Origin of the sequence: Aliamphritea ceti (genome assembly GCF_024347215.1) — a bacterium.
GTDB classification, from domain to species: Bacteria; Pseudomonadota; Gammaproteobacteria; order Pseudomonadales; family Balneatricaceae; genus Amphritea; species Amphritea ceti.
Map to the genome: position 1 here is coordinate 805,053 of NZ_AP025282.1, position 17,763 is coordinate 822,815.

Here is a 17,763-nt window from a genome sequence, read left to right on the forward strand (position 1 = left end):
AATGCCTTGGCGGCCATATCTCATTCGGTTGACCGTTCTTGCGTTAATCATGGCCTTGGTAGGCACCTACGCCATGATGCGCTACCGAATAGGTATTGATACCCAGCAAGAGCGCTGCCTGCCTGATACCACGGTGTATCTGATTGACCTATGGAATAAAGAGCCCGTTAAGGATGGTTTGTATGCCTTCCACTCAAAAGGACTCGCTCCGTTATATAACGACGGTACTCGGATGCTGAAACGCCTAACAGGGATGCCAGGGGATGAAGTCAAGGTGACCCCTGAGCATGTGCTGGTGAATGGTGCTGAAGTCTCTACCGGCATGGCATTAGCCCAGCGTCTTGGTGTGGCGGAATCACAATTTAGCCGCTCATTGACGCTGCAAGAAAACGAATATTGGTTTTCCGGTGAGGCCGCAACGAGTTTCGACTCCCGTTATTGGAATGCCGTTAAGCGCGAGCAGATTGTCGGTCGCGCTTGGCCACTTTGGTAGGAGGTGGATGATGAGAAGACTATGCCTCTTATTCTTGTTGGTTGCTCAATTGTCTTGGGTTCAAGTGTCCTGGGCACAAGAGCCTTTTCCGTTGTCTGACGAGGACAAAAAGATCGTCGAAATGAGCCGCAGCATTTTACAAAGTGCTGTGGATGGCTCATCTGAATTTATTGAGCCTTTTGCACCGGTTGAACAACCTGTGTCGCTCAAACACAGCGATGAATGGTTGATATTTGCGTCGTCCTCATTGGGTGATTCCTCACTGAAGCAGCTATTTAAAGAGGCCAGTGCTACCGGCGCTATTGTGTTGTTTCGGGGAATTCCTGAAGGAAAGACCTTGGGGGCGGCTATCCGTGATTGGCATACGCTGATGGTGGGACTTGATCCTGTTCCTCAGGTTCGAATCGATCCGAAAGCCTTTGTGCACTGGCGGGTGACTAGCGTGCCTGCCATTTTCCGCATAGAAGATGACAAGGTGACTGCAAGTGCACTAGGGGTTTACAGCAAGGACTGGTTGCAGCGTCAAATTGAAACAGGCAATACCGGTTCATTGGGTCAACGCGGTCCTATTCATTCCATTTTAGAACCGGATTTGATGCAAGTGGCGATGCAGCGTTTACAGTCGCTTGACCTGGGCGCGTTAAAGAAAAAAGCCATTGAGCGTTTCTGGTCTCGCCAAACTTTCACTGACTTACCCAAAGCCACGCAGTATCGGATAAGAATGGTTGATCCAACCATCGTCATGAAGCGGCCACTATTGGATGCCAATGGCCGAACATTGATCCCAGCAGGAACGCGTATTAACCCGCTAAAAGCCTTGCCATTTACTCAGCAGCTCGTGGTGTTTAATGCGTCGAACGCTGAAGAAGTGGACGCAGTAGCGCATTGGCTTGAGGGCCAAGATAGGACGCTGCGCCGCATTACGCTTATCACCACGCAGCTCGACCGTGCTCAAGGTTGGAATAGCCTCAATGCGCTCGAAAAGACATTGGACAGTCCGGTTTATCTTCTCAATGCCTCGCTAAAGCAGCGCTTTGATTTGCAAGTCACCCCATCGTTTGTTCAAGCAAAGGGACTCGCGTTTGAAATAGAAGAAATTCCAGCAAAGGAGCTTGTTCATGAAAAAGCTCAATAATACGTATCGTCTGATGCGGACTCTCGTTGTCATGTTTGTCCTAAGCGCCTCTATTCCTGCAAAAGCCGAATTGACTTGCCCAGACGCGGGGTTATTGTCCGGCAAGTTGCTGACGGATGTTTGCTGGTCATGCATTTTTCCTATCCGGGTTGCCGGTCTTCCTCTTGGCTCTGGCAATGTCCCAAGCGGCGCATCAAATAAGTCATTTTGCTTATGTGAAGACAACTTAGGCGTGCCAAGGCCAGGTATTGTTACCAGTATGTGGGAGCCAGCGCGTTTGATTGAACTGGTCAGAACGCCAGGTTGCTCGCCTTCCCTGGGAGGGATTCGTTTACCGTTAGGTGATAGGCGACTGCAAGGTGGTCATGGCGAGGGTGAATACGATACCGGTGATCTCGCTTTCTACCATTACCATTATTATGCCTTTCCGCTTTTGGTCATGCTCGATTTGTTCATGGATGGCAATTGCAATGCCGATGGTTACATGGACTTTGACTTGATGTATTTGTCGGAATTGGACCCAACATGGCTGAACGATGAACTGGCCTTTTTTACTCAGCCTGAAGCGGCTGCCGTTGCCAATCCATTGGCTATATCTGCTTGTACCGCTGACGCTGCTTCATCAACGCTTGGTAAACCCATCGATCAGTTGTTTTGGTGTGCTGGCAGTTGGGGCCATCTCTATCCCTTATCTGGCCACACCTTAGCCTTTGGCTCATTAGCAGAAAACACCAGCCATTTAGCGGCGCGTGCAATCGCGGCTCAACACAGGCGTGGTCTTGCAAGACGAACAATGGGGAACAGTGCGCTATGCCGACCTGTTATCGAACCCATGCTGCCGAAATCCCAATACAAGATGAGTATGTTCTTCCCTGTACCGGAAACTGAAAGTGCGCATGTCATCGGTGAAAGCACCATGAAATGGGGAGAGTGGCGAACAATACCTGGTGCCGGTGAAGATGCGCTCTACATTTTGTGGCGCTGGCAAGACTGCTGTAACTCGGGAGGTTAAATATGAAACCAACACTTTTTACCCGAGTTTTAGCGGGTGTTTTATCAATCACTATGGCGTGCTTGCCCTTACATGGTGTGGCCGCTGATGTGCAGCGCCAATCCGGCCTAAGCGGACAACAAGAAGGTAAGCAATTACTGCAAAATTGGACGATGCCCGCACTTAACGGCAATACATTGTTGGTGCCGAGTGGCAGTGGTAATGAGTCCATTAACTTGCAAGAGCTTTTCCCTGGTATGGATCAGGGCTCATTGGATGTCTTAACGGGCGTTTATGGCTCTGATGCCAGTATGAATCAATTGGGGACGCAGCGCCAAGAGAGCATGGCATCCGAAAGTGGCGCTACGAGTGAGGCGTTTCGCTCGCTACAGCAAATCAAAGACAGGTCTCGGCCAGACATGGTCAATGATCCGCTTTGGGCATTAACCGATGCGGTTCAAACTGACCCCAATCTATTAACCCAAAGCTTCCCAGGCTGTGAGTCTCAAGGTGAAGGCAGCCCAAACTACCAGCAATGTGACAGGCTCAATACAGCGGTTAACAGCTGCACTATTACTCACGATTACACGGCTGGCATCATTGAGCATGTTTTAGGACCAATGAACCTTCGCTCTTGTGGTGAGGGATGTCTTGAAGTTTGGATTGGACGAATTGGCGACAACTACTGGAGTGGCCGTTGTAAAGTGTTTGAACAGGCTATCACTCTCAAAGTCGTGAACCCCGATGCGATTACTTCAGCCGTTCTTGAGTACGCCAAATGGGATGACTACATGCAAGTGTGGCTTGGCGATCAGAAAGTCTGGTCTGGGCCGAACAATAACTTTCCACCAGAAACGGCAGGTCGCTGCGAGCTCAGTACCAGTTGGGAGCGCAATCCAAATACCGATCTCACTGCCAAGCTAAAAGCGGTAGAGCCCGGTTTAGAAGTGCCGGTAAAAATTCGCGTATCGGTTACGGGTAGTGGTGAGGGGTATGCACGCATCAAGGTGCGCTTTGATCCAACCAAGGTGGTGATGAATGATAGTTGGTCGCCGCAATCCTGTATCGAACAAGCAGCGGATATCCCGGCTAAGTTTTCAGACTACAGCATTCAATGCACGGATCAGCCGTCTTCAACCAACGGATGTACGGTGGTCAATGGTGTTTCAGTTTGTGAATCCTACTTTGCCCCAAGCCAAGTGGCTGGCATATCGCCTTTGTGTCGGCGTGTACAAGTCAGTGTGGATGATGAAAGCTATAAGGGGATTGAAAATCAGGCCTGCCAAGTGCTTGAAGCAAATCCTTCCTGTGGATTCATGTCGTCAGAATGTGCCGAGACCAATGATAAAGGTGAATGCATTCGTTTTACCGATACCTATGACTGTGGATTGCAAACCAGCGATCCAAAGTGCGTGGTATCTAATCTTATGCCGAGTAGTTTTGAGGCCTGTGAGCCTACTCAGACGATTACGCCATTCACTGAAATCAAGCATGTACCGGATTACCAGGTGTGCGAAAAGATCAGCACGCTTACTCAGTGTCAGTTAGAGCGACGTGTATCCGCTGAAACCCATCAACAAAGCTGGTCCATTGAGCGCGGTTGCTTTAGCTCTGAAACGCTCAGCTTTGTTCCACAGCACAGCAACACCATGCAAACTGGAAACGCGACGCTGAGTATTTTTGATAATCAAAATACTGAGATAAAAATCACCGAGTCGCCATCCAAGGCAAATGGTTGGAAAACGACACTCTCATTGACGGGCAATAAGGAGACGGTGACTGAGACGAAACCGTCTATTAAATACCCTGAAATGACCTGTCCAAAAGGAACTTTGGTTGGTTCATTGTGTAAGGTCGTTAATGGGTCGATTATTTCGTGGCATGAACCTCAGGAAATCACTCGTTCCAGATGCGAGTCCGGCTGGAACAAAGTCGATTTCGATACTTGCAGCCGAGAAGTTCAGAAGTGTTTGGCTCCTGCGAAACTGAGTGCTTCCTTGACCTTCTCCGGCAAGTACTTAGAGCAAGACGTTGTTCATCAATCAAGTGATCCGGGCATAGACCAATGCTTGATGCAAACGGATCAGTTTACTGCCGTGCAGTGGCAGTGTTTGGATACGGGCACAAAACGAATCGACGGGTTAACGGTTGGTAGTGGCGAGTTGGCCAATCTTGGGAGCCTTTATCCAGCGGTTGTTTCGTCTCCTGCTCATTTAACCAGTCGCGGCAGCTCTGATGGACTGGGACTCTCATGCTGGAGGGCAAGAGCAACCTACAATGCTTCGACTGCTCATCCAGAGTTCAACATGGGCAGCTCAGAAAGCTGGGTAGATGCCAATGGTAATACGCAAACCATCGTCAATAACGGACAAAACACGACCACCAATACGTGTGCCGCGCTAGAGCAAAACCCAGCCTGCCAGTACGTCAGAACCGAATGCACTGAAGGCGGGGCTGGTCATGAAGGCTTCTGCTATATCCAAAGTTTGGTGTATGACTGCGGACAAAGCGTTGAAGTGCAAAATGCACGAATGGAAACTCAATTCAACTGTGAGGGCCCAGTTCGCTGTATGGGCACAGATTGTTTAGAGCCAGAGTCAATCAAGCAGGCTAACTTTGCAGAGGCCGCTGCGATGCTCAATGCTGCGCAGTTTATGACCAATGATATGTCATGTACGGGAGCTGATGGCCAAGATAACGTCGAGTGTACGGTCTTTAAAGGTAATGCTGGCCAGTGCAAAAAAGCCGTTGGTGGCATAGTGGATTGCTGTGAAAAGCCAAGTGGCGTGTCGTTATCGGATTACATCACGATGATAGTGGCGGTTAACAAGCTTGATACGGCAGTCATGGCCATGAATCCGTCTTCGGCAATCTATGGTTCGTGGAATACGCTTAGAGAGCCAATCACGAGCACTTGGAGTGCGGTTAAAGAGCCTTTTGTGTCTGCATGGGACTCTCTCATGGGGGCTGGGCCATCAACGGCTGCTGGCGCTGGAGCGGAGCAAGCTGCGACTGGCTTCATGCAGGTGTTGACCAACAAAACGGCTGAATGGGTAGGTACGACCTTTGGTTCGGGGGCGCAATCGGCACTGTTTAGCAACGTTGGTGGCGCGGTTGGAGCCGATGGTGTCGTATCTGGTGGTAACTTTGCGCTGGGTGGCGCTGCGGGCGCTGTTCTGAGTACGGTTATGACGGCCTACATGATTTATTCAGTCACCATGATCCTCATTCAGCTTATCTGGAAATGTGAGCAGAGTGAGTTTGAGATGAACGCTAAGCGGGTATTGAAGAGTTGCCACTATGTGGGCTCTTACTGCAAGTCTAAGTTCTTAGGTGCCTGTGTTGAGAAACGGCAATCATATTGCTGCTTTACTTCGCCACTTTCACGGATCATTCAAGAACAAGTGCGTCCTCAATTGGGCCTTGGCTGGGGCAGTGCGAAGTCTCCAGACTGTGAAGGATTGACCGCGAGTCAGTTAAACCAGGTAGATTGGAGCCAAGTCAATCTGGATGAATGGATAGGTATCTTATCGATAACAGGCAACCTACCCGAAGTACCGTCACTGGATCTGGAACGACTCACAGGCTCAGGAAGTACGCTAAACGTGGATGGAAACCGTCAAAGTGCCGCAGACAGAGCTATTGAAAGGCTAAACGGAATGGATACCCAGAAACTGCGTCAGGAGGCGACGGAAGAAATTTCGGGGAATAATTGATTTGATAATTCACCATATCCGTGTGTTCTAAATTGTTGTTTGGTTCGGGATGGCCTGAAATACAGCTTATACGTTGGCGGTGATGACAGCCAAGTTTAAAAAGTATCTTTGAATTGATGCTGTTGAGTAGTTTAGTGGCTGCAGCCAAGCTACTATCGAGCAGAGATATGCCCTAAGAAATATCAATTTCGAAGCGTGAATTCTATGTCGAGAGACTAATTCGTTATATAGTGACTTAACTAGATAGTAAGAACCAAAGACAAAAGGAGATCGCTTGGCCAGTAGACCCATTTTCATCGCGCAAGAAGCATTTCCGTATGTAAAAGTCGAAGAGATCGACTTTAAATGGCATCCTGGCTTGTCGGTTACGCAAAAGAAAAATTCGATTAAATCTCTCCATGAAGCTGCAAGCGAACGCGACGCTCAACTGTCCCTTTTAGAGATCTCCACTAAGAGCGATGACCCCCTTGGCGTGAATTTAAGCGCGTTCAATTTGTCCGTTACGATGGCTGATGGTCGATCTGTCCCCGTTGAAAATATATTTCAGTCATCCAAGGTGTTTGAACGGGGAGGGCCATTCAAAGATCTTCTCAATGTCTCGCCAAAGGAGGCTAAAAGAGACCCGAGACTCTTAGAGAGCGGTGATTTAGTTGGTTTCATCAGTAAAAATCGCCTGTGGCCGTTGCAGCCCGTAACCATTTTTTATGATTGGATTTATATCAATACGTTGCGATCGAATAAAAAATTGGCCGAACAAGTCGCGACCTTTAACGCATTCACCGATATCGAGTTTAACCCCAAAAAAAGCATAAATTGCCAGGCCCGATCTGCTGCGCTTTTTGTCTCCTTACAACAAAAAAATCTGTTGGACACGGTGCTGGCCTCACCGGATGTTTTTATCGAAACCTTCTCAAAAAATGTATCTAAAGCCGATCCCAAGCAAAGCCGGCTGTTCTGAGGTTGATCTATGAACGACGTCATCGAAACAGTGCTAAACGCAGTGTTGAGAAAAATTCCCTCTAAAGAGGCGGCTGAAGATTTTGTTATCTCTGAGCTTTCTGTTGCGAATACCGGATTTCTCGAGGTTAAAAATTTCGCTAATTTGAGTGGAGTGAAGCTCGCTGCTGATCCGGCTTCGATGAACCTGAATAAGGCGAGTCTCATGCTCATGGAGTTGCTTGTACCCTTGGGTAACTATCAGTCAACGATTCCGATCAGGTTAGCTGTCATCGACCAGGTTATGAATATCTACGGTATCGGAAAGTACTCTAAAACCGACGAAAGAAATCTAATTAAAGCATTTTGTGTAGAACGGGGCATTGAGGAGCTGCTTCACTTTACCACTGTGGAGAACCTTCAAAGCGTTCTAGATCTCGGATTGAATAGCAAAAGCTATAACGGGGAGATTTTCAAACACCACAAATCTAACGATATGAACCGATTCGATGGTCGTGAACATATGATTTCACTATCCATTTCGTATCCTAACGACCTTATGTTTTACAAATATCGGATGGCTGAACCAAGCCAGAGTTGGGTTGTACTGAGCCTACCATCGAGAATTTTGTGGGAATTGGAATGTCTTTTCTGCTATCGAAACGCTGCAACGAAGGAAATATCTTCGCTGCCGGATGAGTCGTTGTCGGGAGTCAAGGCGCTTGAAAAGATGTTTACGTTTGAAGGCGGAGGCCCGGGGCCAGAGTACCCTTCTGACTCCCAGGCCGAAGTCTTAGTGATGAGTCACATTCCTAGCGAATATATCGACAATATCTACGTCCAGAGTATTGATGATGTCGATTCGAGGTACAGAAGTGTGGTGACTGCTGATGGTTTCTACTTCAACAGGCGAAGTGCTGTAGTGTAAAGAGGGTAGGTGATATGTCTTTGTTTCCATCGTTTTATAAAAAAAAGAGTGCGCTGAACAGCCTGCAAGAACGCGAGCGAAAAGGTAGAGAGCTGTTTCAAAAAGCGCTTAGATTCAATCAGGTTGGGAATCAAACCGAAGCTATCCGATTGTTTACGGAGTCAATCGAGGTTAACCCGCTTCATGCATCGGTATTTCTAAATCGCGGGGCCTGTTTCATGATTCAAGAGCGATCTCTTGAAGCTAAAGATGACTTCAATAAAGTAATAGAGATGGAGCTATCCGGTGAGTCTGTGGACGAAGAGAACTGTTCTGTGGGTGCAAAAGTAAATTTAGCCAAGTTAGGGCGCTTTCTTTCCTTCGAAGAAGAGCACGGTGAAACAGTTAGAGGCCAAATGCGAGATGACGGCATTGATCATTTTTCTAGACGATATGCAGAAGTGCTCTTTGAAAACTTCTTGCTTGAAGATGCCGATTCGGCGACCCAATTCATTTCTGAGGAACTCAGCGAGCTAGCCGAGATGGGTGGAGTTCATCAGGAATTTGCGCTTAATTGTGGGATTGATCACTCTGTTTATTCGAATATCACAACAGACTTTGATACGAACAAGGCCTTTGTATTTTTTAAGAGCGTCTTATGTTGCCTGAGCCGCGATCACGAACAGATGTTTGAAGCGCGCAAGCAAGTGCTACTGAACTTAAAAGAGTTGTCCGAGTCGCGCGAGAACCATACAGCGGGGCTTTTTGATATCAAGATCGACGACCGTTTACAAGCTGAACTTTACAGTGCGGTAAGAGAGTGCAGAACGCTGGCAAACAACCTGATTTTTGGTGCTAGCCAAGATGACATTGCAGAATTTCAATCTGCCGTGATGAGAGCGTTTGAACTGGCGATCCCTATCTATGAAGACATGGCGAGTAAAAACCTTGGTGAAATCAATGCGCTGGTAATCATCGTTGGATTTTATCTGATCGATTTGGCAGATAGTTCATTTAAGGACTCTTCAGAGTTTACTGATCTCGAGATTGAGAACACATGTGACACGTTCTTGACTGCATCTGGTGTACCCCAGGGTAAAGTCGACTCCTCTAGATTCACAAAAAATGTACGTTTAACTATTCGTTGGCTCGAGAGTCAGCAGTAAATTTCAATTTTTTCGGGGTGGTGAAAATATGTTCAACTTATTTAAAAAGACTGTTAAAGCGGAAAAACTACGAAATCTTGGCGATTTATTCTTAAGGGACAGTGAAGTATGGATCGTCGCGATTGTTAAAGGGGGAACCCCCATCTACGTCAACAAAGGGACCAAGCAAATCTTTGAGGTCGATCGTGATGGTGACGAAAAGTTAGATGGTCGAGTTTGTAACTTTATCTTCTCTGGGAATGGTTCATCTGAAGAGGTTCAAGTTTTTGTCGCTTTTGATGATGGTGACTCCTATGGAACCTTCATGATGGGTCAGGCCAATGAAAGTCGTTTAGGCTTCGTTTGTAACGATATATATAAGTCACTCTCGGCTCAGTTTTCTAAACAAGTTTTTTCGAAACCACAGTATAAAACGCAGTATGAATATGTATTCAAAATGTATCGTCGAGATGGTCGTGTATTCCTCGTTAATTCATCACAAACTAAAGCTATGATCATCACGGATGATGAGTTTAAACACGGCAAGGCAGACACTATGAAGGGCCTGTTTTTTGGCTGATAGGGCCTCGCTCATCGAGACGGCCAAGAATTGCTCCTTTCTAAAAGGATGAGCTGACATCCACTCAGATTCTTATTTGGGGTGGGTGGGGTCACATAAGAGGCCATCCTTTTTGCTTACAGGAATAGTTACTTTACTGCTAACTAAATATCGAGCCGCAAGTTTTCTTGTATTTCATCTATCAGTGTTTTTGGTACATCCCATTCCTCAGCAAGCTGACGCCAAGTTGATACGTGCTCAATCGTTGCATCAATAATATCGTCGATTTTCTTCTTGTTAAAAACTGGGCTAAGTTTCTCTAAACTATAGAAATCACTTCGTGTAAAGTTATCTCGTTTACCATTCAAGCTCATCCAATGGCTGTTCACCCATTTACTGCCTGGTTTATAGCTATAAGCTAAATCATAAGCTGGTGCGAGAGACCATTTGTCTTTTTTCAGAATAAAGGCAAAGTTCTTTGAGTGGTCGTCATGATTTCGAGCAATAATATTGAACGTCATACGCTTGAATAGCTGCTCAGCTTCAACAGCAGAAAGCCTCAACTGTCTGGCAATGCCAAATAACTCTGCGTAAGAAAATGCCCCCGGTTTTTTATAATCAACGTGGGCAAGCCCGTTTAGCGTTTGTACGTGTACCTTGCTGTTTTTAATTCGATCAAACCGTTGTGTAATAAAGTGGCGTCGATTGCCTTCATTGAGTAAGCTGCATGGCATCATATCGACACCGCATTTGTTAGCCATTAAATGATAAACAAACTCCATTGCTCCATAGCCTAATGGGTCACCGAAGGTTTCTTGATTTTTGTTGTGTTCACTAACGCCGTCAAATTTCATCAAATAATGAGTAAAACCACTTGGCACTTTGGCTTGGCCGGAGCGAACTTGAGTAAAATCTTCATTAAATGCTAATACGGCTTTCGGTCGTGCTCCTCCCGCACTCATGCCAACAGATAATAAAGACATCATTGCCTCTCTATCGTCTTGGCCATTTTGTTTGAGTTCTACTTCAAAATTACCTCGTGAATCTAAGATTTCTTGTGCAATTGAAACGAGCGATTGGATTTCTACTTGTTGTGAAGCATTTAAACTTCGTAACTTTGTAGCTGGCGCATACTCAAGAGCTCCCATGCCTCGCTTTCCCGTATATTGGAGGCGTTGCAGTGGTGTAATGTCACCCGGTGAACGACCTTGACCTGCAACCCATGCGTTGAGAACTGCGTTACCAAAATCATCAGGTAAGGAGTCAGCGATTAAGCCTGGTAGTCCTTTAAAGGTATTGAAATCCAGTTCAGGAAAGCTATAAATGCGATTCGATAATGGCATTTTGATCGGGGACAGCTCGACACCTTTTTTTATGAAGCCTGGATCATATTCAAATGACCCAAGTCCCTTTTCAGTGTCAAAACTCACTGCACCAACAACATCGTCTTGGTATGTTATTGTAATGACTTCCATTACCATTCTGGTATTTCCTCATCTTTGTTACTGCGCTGGCCAGAGGCTCTCTGCCTTTTCTTTCCTTGCAGTTTGGCCAGCTGTAAGGGAGAAATTTCTTGTTTAGGGAGAAATAGATCAATCTGCTGCGTGAGGTCTAATGCCATTAATATCGCAATCATGATGTCGAGCTGAACTTTTCCCTTTTCTGCATTCAAAACCGTTTTGCGGGCAATGCCAGCAAGATCCGCAACTTCAGATTGTGTTAGGTCTCGATTTAGTCGCGCTTGCTTCAATCTGTCGCCGATCTCTTCTGCTAATGCTGTAGCTGTCACGCCTTTCACTATAAAGTCCTACTTTGGTTACACTATGCTAGCTATTCCTACTTAATGTTCTTAATTTAGGACTTTAATTCGATATTGTCAAGTAGTGATTTCAGTGTCCTTAATTGGTTACATTAAGTAGCTTTTTGTCTGTTAGAGTAACCATTTAGGGACTTTATGTGATTTGTAGGAAGCCCCTTCGAGAGGGGCTGGTTGATGGGAGCCTAGTTGGCGGGGGTATCTGTTTCCTCTACAGTGATATCGTCATCGGTTGAAGGCACCGCTTGCTCAACTTCTGCTTCTTTACCCTTAGCTTGGGCTGATTTTCGTGCTCGAATTTCGATATCAATTATGCGTCGAGCCAGTTTGATGATGCGCTGTTGCCATGCGTAGTTGCCATCAACACGTTGCTTGTTGCTAAGCACGCTGGACAACCAGAGTGTGTCCATTGAAATCATCAATGCATCGAGTTTGCGAACTAAGCCGACAAACTGGCCAACCTGGGGCGAGCTTATTTTGGCGTTGAAGGTTATCGGGTCGGTGTAGTCAGGTACTTCATCGATGCCATTGGACTCCATCAGTTTGTCCAAACGAGCTTGTTCGTTGTCTACCGCTTTAGCACAATCCTCGATCAACTGGCTAATGATTTGTTCCACTTCATCAATTTCGTTCTCATCGCCAATGATGCGCAAGATGACATCGATTCCGTAAAGCGCACTGACCGTCCGTTTAAAAACACGGTCAACGACACGTTGCGCCTGTAAGCTATTAATTGTGAATGATTGTTCAAAGATGGGTTTAGAGTAATTAGGTTTTGCTTGGGCCATAAGTTTGCTCCTGATATGACAATAATCAGTCCCTAGCCTAATCCTCTGTGAGGTAATGGCCTTTCAGCTAGGTGGAAGAATTGAGCATCTTTCTAACTATCCTGTCTGGATAAGACGGTTACACTGACTATCAAATATTGCTGATCTGTTTCAGTGATATCTGCGCCTGAGAGCATGAGCTCAAAGGAAGCCCGCCGCTGAGTATTCTCAGTGGTACTAAGAGGTAGCTAGCCTCCTTAAACAAATAGCCTGCATGTTTTTACATGCGCAACCATGCGTTCCTTACGGTTCGCCTTTTCACCACCCAACTGGGGGAGTTTTCCCCAGTTGGGGGTGACTCCTTCACAACCAAATTAAGGAGTCACCAATGGAATATATCTTCGGATTTATTATCCAAATCGCAGGCATTATGTTGCTTGCAAAACTGAGCTGGTCGCTTTTGCGATTACTTGCTCGTCAAAGCGTGCGCCCGTTTCGATTTGTACTTACTCAAATCAAGCGATTGCTCACACCAACATCAAAACGTCGTCCAATGGCAGTGCCTAAAGCTCCTGGTATGCCCCGTTTGACATCTGCGTTTTACAAAGAGCCACATCAGTACGACATGGCTTTACTCGAAATACCAACCTATCTGCGTCGTCAGTCTTCTTTGCCCAGTCGGGTAGAAGCAACTGTGTGCACAGAGTTCAACTAAGACGAGGAGAACATCATGAAAAACCAAGTAACACTCATAGGCTACGTTGGCTCTGAGCCAGAGACGCGAGCCTATCCATCAGGTGATTTAGTGACCAGCATTTCACTGGCCACTTCTGAGAAATGGCGCGACCGTCAATCCAATGAGCTCAAAGAGCATACGGAATGGCATCGGGTCGTTTTTCGAGATCGTGGTGGATTTAAGTTAGGGCTAAGAGCAAAAGATTTGATCCAAAAAGGAGCGAAGCTTTTTGTTCAAGGGCCTCAGCGCACGCGCTCATGGGAGAAAGATGGCATTAAGCATCGATTGACCGAAGTGGACGCGGACGAGTTTCTGCTTCTTGATAGTGTGAACAAAGCATCTGAGCCATCACCGGCGGATGATGCGAGCTCCCAAGCTAATTGGGCACAAACTTATCCTGAACCAGATTTTTAACCGAGCGATAACGCTTTAACCCAGCCGGGAGTACTTTCCCGTCAGGGGCAGACTCCCACTTTGATTGTCGGAGTCCATAATGGAAAAACCAAAGCTAATCCAACGCTTTGCTGAGCGCTTTAGTGTCGATCCAAACAAGTTGTTCGATACCCTAAAAGCAACAGCATTCAAGCAACGTGACGGTAGTGCACCGACCAATGAGCAGATGATGGCGCTCTTGGTGGTTGCAGATCAGTACGGTTTGAACCCTTTCACCAAAGAGATTTTTGCGTTCCCTGATAAACAAGCTGGGATTATCCCAGTGGTAGGTGTCGATGGATGGTCTCGCATCATCAATCAACACGACCAGTTTGATGGCATGGAGTTCAAGACTTCAGAAAACAAAGTCTCACTGGATGGCGCGAAAGAATGCCCTGAATGGATGGAATGCATCATCTATCGGCGCGACCGTTCGCACCCAGTCAAAATCACTGAGTATCTGGATGAAGTCTATCGACCGCCTTTTGAAGGTAACGGCAAAAATGGCCCTTACCGTGTAGATGGTCCATGGCAGACGCACACTAAGCGAATGCTAAGACATAAATCCATGATCCAGTGTTCCCGCATTGCGTTTGGCTTTGTGGGAATTTTCGATCAAGACGAAGCGGAGCGAATTATCGAAGGCCAAGCAACACACGTTGTTGAGCCATCAGTGATTCCACCCGAGCAAGTTGATGATCGAACCCGAGGGCTTGTTTACAAGCTTATCGAGCGGGCGGAAGCTTCAAACGCTTGGAATAGTGCATTGGAATATGCCAATGAACATTTTCAAGGTGTTGAACTGACGTTTGCGAAACAAGAAATATTTAATGCACAGCAACAAGCAGCCAAAGCGCTCACACAGCCTTTAGCTTCTTAGCGCCACGCATTCATTTTACTAACCCTGGCGGGATTATTCTCCCGTCAGGGGGAAGGTCTCGTCTTTTTTTTGGAGATCTTCCATGACTAAATCAGCCTCACTTTTTCGCTTGGTATTGGTTGTTGCCCTTGTCTTAGGTTCGATTCAAGCCGGTAAAGCGGCAATTGATTCGGTTCAAGCAAGTGTTGTTCAGCACCAAACAGCGTTAGAACAAGCTGCAAAGTAACCACTTAACCCTGAAGGGGAGTTCTCTCCTTCAGGGGAGTCTCCCCTCAAAGGAGGCAATATGAAGGTTATCGACCTATCACAACGTACTCCTGCATGGCACCAGTGGCGCATTGCAGGGGTTACGGCATCTGAAGCCCCAATTATTATGGGGCGTTCACCCTACAAAACCCCTTGGCGATTATGGGCAGAAAAAACTGGATTCGTATTACCGGAAGACCTGTCGAATAATCCAAATGTGCTTCGCGGTATACGGTTGGAGCCTCAAGCAAGGCGAGCATTTGAGAATGCGCATAATGACTTTCTTCTGCCGTTATGTGCAGAAGCCGATCATAACGCAATCTTTCGAGCCAGCTTTGATGGCATCAACGATGCGGGCGAACCCGTTGAACTGAAATGTCCTTGCCAGTCAGTTTTTGAGGATGTGCAAGCTCACCGAGAACAAAGCGAGACGTACCAGTTGTATTGGGTACAAGTACAGCATCAAATACTGGTCGCCAATAGCACGCGTGGTTGGTTGGTATTCTATTTTGAGGATCAACTGATTGAGTTTGAAATACAACGAGACGCGGCGTTCTTAACTGAATTGCAAGAAACGGCGCTTCAGTTTTGGGAGTTAGTACAGACCAAAAAAGAACCGTCAAAATGCCCTGAGCAAGATTGTTTTGTTCCCAAGGGTGAAGCCCAATACCGTTGGACATCGCTGTCTCGACAGTATTGCTCAGCACATGCCGAAGTGGTTCGACTGGAAAATCACATCAAATCTTTGAAAGAAGAAATGCGAGACGCTCAGTCGAAATTAGTCGCTATGATGGGTAACTACGCTCATGCCGATTATGCTGGGGTCAAACTCAGCCGCTACATGATGGCGGGCACGGTGGACTATAAGCAATTGGCCACCGATAAATTAGGCGAACTGGACGAACAGGTTTTAGCTGCTTACCGAAAATCGCCACAAGAGCGGTTGCGTATCAGCACCAATAAGCCAGAGCAGCCCGCTGAAACACCAATCAAAATCAGCCTTGAGCAAGAGAACTTGGTTCTGCCAGGTGACTCGCCTAGCTCATTTTACTTTTAACGTTCACTTGGAGCCGATTTCGGCTCCTTTCTAATGCGCTTACATCGAGTGCATCAGAAAGCAGTTTCACTCGTAGCCAATGCTGGGTACGAATGATAGAGCGAGCTGAACTCTTATATACACAGCCATACCACAATCAACACACCACCCGACGGGGACTTCATTCCCTGTTGGGGCATGGGGCCTCGTCAAAACAGATGAGGTTTACCATGACTGAACAATCCCCATTTTTGGTTCAAGTGAATCAAGCGTTTAATGTCCCGGCTCCGGATGCTTTCGTTCTGGAAGGATTTGGTGCCGACACTACCCATCCAAACATTCCCGTTCGCAAGGACGAGTACGTTTTTAGAAAAGAAGACTTACGTGACGTATTGGCGTTCTTGTCTAACCCAGACGGTGACGGTTTGTATATTACTGGCCCCACTGGATGCGGTAAGACCTCGCTAATTTGCCAAGTTGCTTCTCGATTGAATTGGCCTGTTCAGCAAATTACTGCGCACGGTCGATTGGAGTTGTCCGATCTTATCGGTCACCACACGCTGGTTAATGGCAACATGACCTTTGTGTATGGACCGCTGGCACTGGCTGTAAAGCATGGCCATTTGCTGATCATTAATGAAATGGATCTTGCTGAGCCTGCTGAACTGGCTGGGCTCAATGACATTTTGGAAGGTGCCCCGTTGGTCATCGCACAAAATGGCGGTGAGATCATCATGCCACATAACAAGTTTCGTTTTATCGCTACCGGCAACAGTGCGGGCAGCGGTGATCAAACGGGCTTGTATCAAGGTGTGCTCCAACAGAATTTGGCTTTTCTTGATCGCTTTAGAATCATTGAAGCGACCTATGCAGAGCCTTCTGTAGAGGAAGCCATTCTGGAGAATGTTGCGCCGGGCTTGCCAGAAGTCTTTCGCCAAAAAATGGTGAAAGTGGCTGGTGACATTCGTCGTCTTTTTATTGGGGGCGCGGATGGCGGTGCAGAGCTTAGTATCACCATGTCCACTCGGACCTTGGTGCGCTGGGCAAAGTTAACACTTGCTTTTAAAGGTGCTCCTAACGCAGTGGAGTATGCACTGGTTCGGTCTTTGACAGCTCGTGCTGAGTTGGAGCAACGTGAAGCCATTCACCGTATTGCCGCTGATGTCTTCGGTGACCACTGGGAGGATTGATGATGGAAAAGTGCTTTGCTCTTTACCGTTACAGTCATTCTGATGGGACAGCCAAAGAATGGGCCATTTACGTTGGATCAGATACCCAGGAGATTGAAGTTCGGTTTGGAAAAGCCGGTCAATTGTCGCAGCAGCGATTGATTGATTCGACTGATCCTAACGCTGAAGCAGACCGACGAATCAATGAGAAAATCAACAAGGGTTATCGATTGGTTGGACAAGTCGGCATTGATCATCAAGGGCGGCCATTTGAACTCTCAAATGCGCTAGATAGTGTCGCGTGCGCCAATAACGTCAGTTGGGAGTTTCGTACTCGCAAGGACGTCAATGGCCAAGTCTCGCTGGCGCAAAAAGCGTTGTTCGATATGGCAAAGCTGCTTGAAGCCTATGGTTTGGCTGTTATTGATGATAACCAGGTCAGGATTGGAGAATGGTCATTAGGGTTTTGCAAAAGCGGATTACCTAGTACCAATCAAATCAGCATAGTGTCAGGTGAAGGCGCTGGCATTGTTAACACTGATGATGGCCCGTGGCCATTGTTGCTGTTACTGGCCTTTAAGCGTCAATTACCACCACTGTGTTCGCTCACAGTAGCGAGTCCTGAAGGGATAGAAGTATCCGACCAACTGAAGTTGGAAAAAGATGTATTGCGGTTGCTAGGCAGTGATTTAGAGCGGGTTCGCCCGATTGCTGAAGCACTGGACTTAATGCCTGCGAAAATCGATCTCAACCAATCGTCGCCTGATTCGCAAAATTACTATTTTTGATAGTGATGTTG

At 46.9% G+C, this 17,763-nt stretch carries 18 protein-coding genes; 15 read left to right on the forward strand and 3 right to left on the reverse strand.

The window, feature by feature from the left end:
* Position 1 precedes the first annotated feature (1 nt).
* The 8 genes from OCU49_RS03645 (at position 2) to OCU49_RS03680 (ending at position 9,903) form a co-directional block, all read left to right on the forward strand.
* On the forward strand, positions 2-493 hold the full coding sequence (locus OCU49_RS03645; protein WP_446680423.1) for a S26 family signal peptidase: 492 nt from the start codon (positions 2-4) through the stop codon (positions 491-493).
* Positions 494-500: 7 nt separating this feature from the next.
* The gene (locus tag OCU49_RS03650) at positions 501-1,628 is read left to right on the forward strand and encodes a TrbC family F-type conjugative pilus assembly protein (RefSeq protein ID WP_022609811.1); all 1,128 of its coding nucleotides are present in this window, start codon (positions 501-503) and stop codon (positions 1,626-1,628) included.
* Positions 1,612-2,640, forward strand: a complete 1,029-nt coding sequence (locus OCU49_RS03655; RefSeq protein WP_039995231.1) for a TraU family protein — start codon at positions 1,612-1,614, stop codon at positions 2,638-2,640. Before OCU49_RS03650 ends, OCU49_RS03655 begins: the two co-directional genes overlap by 17 nt.
* Before the next feature lie 2 nt (positions 2,641-2,642).
* Positions 2,643-6,335 carry a conjugal transfer protein TraN gene (traN, locus tag OCU49_RS03660; RefSeq protein ID WP_055464772.1) on the forward strand — a complete coding sequence of 1,231 codons (3,693 nt, stop codon included), beginning with the start codon at positions 2,643-2,645 and terminating at the stop codon, positions 6,333-6,335.
* Positions 6,336-6,609: 274 nt separating this feature from the next.
* Entirely contained in the window at positions 6,610-7,293 is a 684-nt protein-coding gene (locus tag OCU49_RS03665; protein ID WP_055464773.1) for a DarT1-associated NADAR antitoxin family protein, read from the forward strand.
* Between the two features lie 9 nt (positions 7,294-7,302).
* Positions 7,303-8,199 (forward strand): DarT ssDNA thymidine ADP-ribosyltransferase family protein, encoded by an 897-nt coding sequence (locus OCU49_RS03670; RefSeq protein WP_055464774.1) that lies wholly within the window; start codon positions 7,303-7,305, stop codon positions 8,197-8,199.
* Positions 8,200-8,213: 14 nt separating this feature from the next.
* The gene (locus OCU49_RS03675) at positions 8,214-9,344 is read left to right on the forward strand and encodes a tetratricopeptide repeat protein (RefSeq protein WP_055464775.1); all 1,131 of its coding nucleotides are present in this window, start codon (positions 8,214-8,216) and stop codon (positions 9,342-9,344) included.
* Between the two features lie 28 nt (positions 9,345-9,372).
* Positions 9,373-9,903: a hypothetical protein gene (locus OCU49_RS03680; RefSeq protein ID WP_055464776.1), complete on the forward strand. Its 531-nt coding sequence runs from the start codon at positions 9,373-9,375 to the stop codon at positions 9,901-9,903.
* A 143-nt stretch (positions 9,904-10,046) separates the two neighbouring features.
* Here OCU49_RS03680 and OCU49_RS03685 read toward each other — a convergent pair whose 3' ends face one another.
* The 3 genes from OCU49_RS03685 to OCU49_RS03695 all read right to left on the reverse strand — a co-directional run bounded on the left by OCU49_RS03685 (position 10,047) and on the right by OCU49_RS03695 (position 12,486).
* Positions 10,047-11,363: a type II toxin-antitoxin system HipA family toxin gene (locus tag OCU49_RS03685; protein ID WP_055464777.1), complete on the reverse strand. Its 1,317-nt coding sequence runs from the start codon at positions 11,361-11,363 to the stop codon at positions 10,047-10,049.
* Positions 11,357-11,680 carry a helix-turn-helix transcriptional regulator gene (locus OCU49_RS03690; protein WP_261843657.1) on the reverse strand — a complete coding sequence of 108 codons (324 nt, stop codon included), beginning with the start codon at positions 11,678-11,680 and terminating at the stop codon, positions 11,357-11,359. Before OCU49_RS03690 ends, OCU49_RS03685 begins: the two co-directional genes overlap by 7 nt.
* 203 nt (positions 11,681-11,883) lie before the next feature.
* A complete protein-coding gene (locus OCU49_RS03695) occupies positions 11,884-12,486 on the reverse strand; it encodes a hypothetical protein (RefSeq protein ID WP_055464779.1) in 603 nt (200 codons plus the stop codon).
* 367 nt (positions 12,487-12,853) lie between these two features.
* Here OCU49_RS03695 and OCU49_RS03700 point away from each other — a divergent pair, with 367 nt between their 5' ends.
* The 7 genes from OCU49_RS03700 to OCU49_RS03730 all read left to right on the forward strand — a co-directional run bounded on the left by OCU49_RS03700 (position 12,854) and on the right by OCU49_RS03730 (position 17,752).
* Positions 12,854-13,180: a hypothetical protein gene (locus OCU49_RS03700; RefSeq protein ID WP_023584057.1), complete on the forward strand. Its 327-nt coding sequence runs from the start codon at positions 12,854-12,856 to the stop codon at positions 13,178-13,180.
* 15 nt (positions 13,181-13,195) lie between these two features.
* Positions 13,196-13,615: a single-stranded DNA-binding protein gene (locus OCU49_RS03705; protein WP_012368368.1), complete on the forward strand. Its 420-nt coding sequence runs from the start codon at positions 13,196-13,198 to the stop codon at positions 13,613-13,615.
* Positions 13,616-13,694: 79 nt separating this feature from the next.
* Positions 13,695-14,513, forward strand: a complete 819-nt coding sequence (bet, locus tag OCU49_RS03710; RefSeq protein ID WP_000414662.1) for a phage recombination protein Bet — start codon at positions 13,695-13,697, stop codon at positions 14,511-14,513.
* A gap of 82 nt (positions 14,514-14,595) precedes the next feature.
* Positions 14,596-14,739: a hypothetical protein gene (locus OCU49_RS03715; protein ID WP_261843658.1), complete on the forward strand. Its 144-nt coding sequence runs from the start codon at positions 14,596-14,598 to the stop codon at positions 14,737-14,739.
* A gap of 60 nt (positions 14,740-14,799) precedes the next feature.
* Positions 14,800-15,816, forward strand: coding sequence for a YqaJ viral recombinase family nuclease (locus OCU49_RS03720; RefSeq protein WP_261843659.1), 1,017 nt, complete (start codon positions 14,800-14,802; stop codon positions 15,814-15,816).
* Between the two features lie 209 nt (positions 15,817-16,025).
* The gene (locus OCU49_RS03725) at positions 16,026-16,985 is read left to right on the forward strand and encodes an AAA family ATPase (protein ID WP_001959209.1); all 960 of its coding nucleotides are present in this window, start codon (positions 16,026-16,028) and stop codon (positions 16,983-16,985) included.
* On the forward strand, positions 16,985-17,752 hold the full coding sequence (locus tag OCU49_RS03730) for a hypothetical protein (RefSeq protein WP_261843660.1): 768 nt from the start codon (positions 16,985-16,987) through the stop codon (positions 17,750-17,752). The genes OCU49_RS03725 and OCU49_RS03730 overlap by 1 nt, the downstream gene beginning before the upstream one ends.
* Positions 17,753-17,763 lie beyond the last annotated feature (11 nt).

Excerpts from the sequence above, each read along its gene's own strand:
- OCU49_RS03645 (WP_446680423.1), top strand. The coding sequence starts at position 2 with ATGCCTTGGCGGCCATATCTCATTCGGTTGACCGTTCTTGCGTTAATC.
- OCU49_RS03650 (WP_022609811.1), top strand. The coding sequence starts at position 501 with ATGATGAGAAGACTATGCCTCTTATTCTTGTTGGTTGCTCAATTGTCT.
- OCU49_RS03655 (WP_039995231.1), top strand. The coding sequence starts at position 1,612 with ATGAAAAAGCTCAATAATACGTATCGTCTGATGCGGACTCTCGTTGTC.
- traN (WP_055464772.1), top strand. The coding sequence starts at position 2,643 with ATGAAACCAACACTTTTTACCCGAGTTTTAGCGGGTGTTTTATCAATC.
- OCU49_RS03670 (WP_055464774.1), top strand. The coding sequence starts at position 7,303 with ATGAACGACGTCATCGAAACAGTGCTAAACGCAGTGTTGAGAAAAATT.
- OCU49_RS03675 (WP_055464775.1), top strand. The coding sequence starts at position 8,214 with ATGTCTTTGTTTCCATCGTTTTATAAAAAAAAGAGTGCGCTGAACAGC.
- OCU49_RS03680 (WP_055464776.1), top strand. The coding sequence starts at position 9,373 with ATGTTCAACTTATTTAAAAAGACTGTTAAAGCGGAAAAACTACGAAAT.
- OCU49_RS03685 (WP_055464777.1), bottom strand. The coding sequence starts at position 11,363 with ATGGTAATGGAAGTCATTACAATAACATACCAAGACGATGTTGTTGGT.
- OCU49_RS03695 (WP_055464779.1), bottom strand. The coding sequence starts at position 12,486 with ATGGCCCAAGCAAAACCTAATTACTCTAAACCCATCTTTGAACAATCA.
- OCU49_RS03700 (WP_023584057.1), top strand. The coding sequence starts at position 12,854 with ATGGAATATATCTTCGGATTTATTATCCAAATCGCAGGCATTATGTTG.
- OCU49_RS03705 (WP_012368368.1), top strand. The coding sequence starts at position 13,196 with ATGAAAAACCAAGTAACACTCATAGGCTACGTTGGCTCTGAGCCAGAG.
- bet (WP_000414662.1), top strand. The coding sequence starts at position 13,695 with ATGGAAAAACCAAAGCTAATCCAACGCTTTGCTGAGCGCTTTAGTGTC.
- OCU49_RS03715 (WP_261843658.1), top strand. The coding sequence starts at position 14,596 with ATGACTAAATCAGCCTCACTTTTTCGCTTGGTATTGGTTGTTGCCCTT.
- OCU49_RS03720 (WP_261843659.1), top strand. The coding sequence starts at position 14,800 with ATGAAGGTTATCGACCTATCACAACGTACTCCTGCATGGCACCAGTGG.
- OCU49_RS03725 (WP_001959209.1), top strand. The coding sequence starts at position 16,026 with ATGACTGAACAATCCCCATTTTTGGTTCAAGTGAATCAAGCGTTTAAT.
- OCU49_RS03730 (WP_261843660.1), top strand. The coding sequence starts at position 16,985 with ATGATGGAAAAGTGCTTTGCTCTTTACCGTTACAGTCATTCTGATGGG.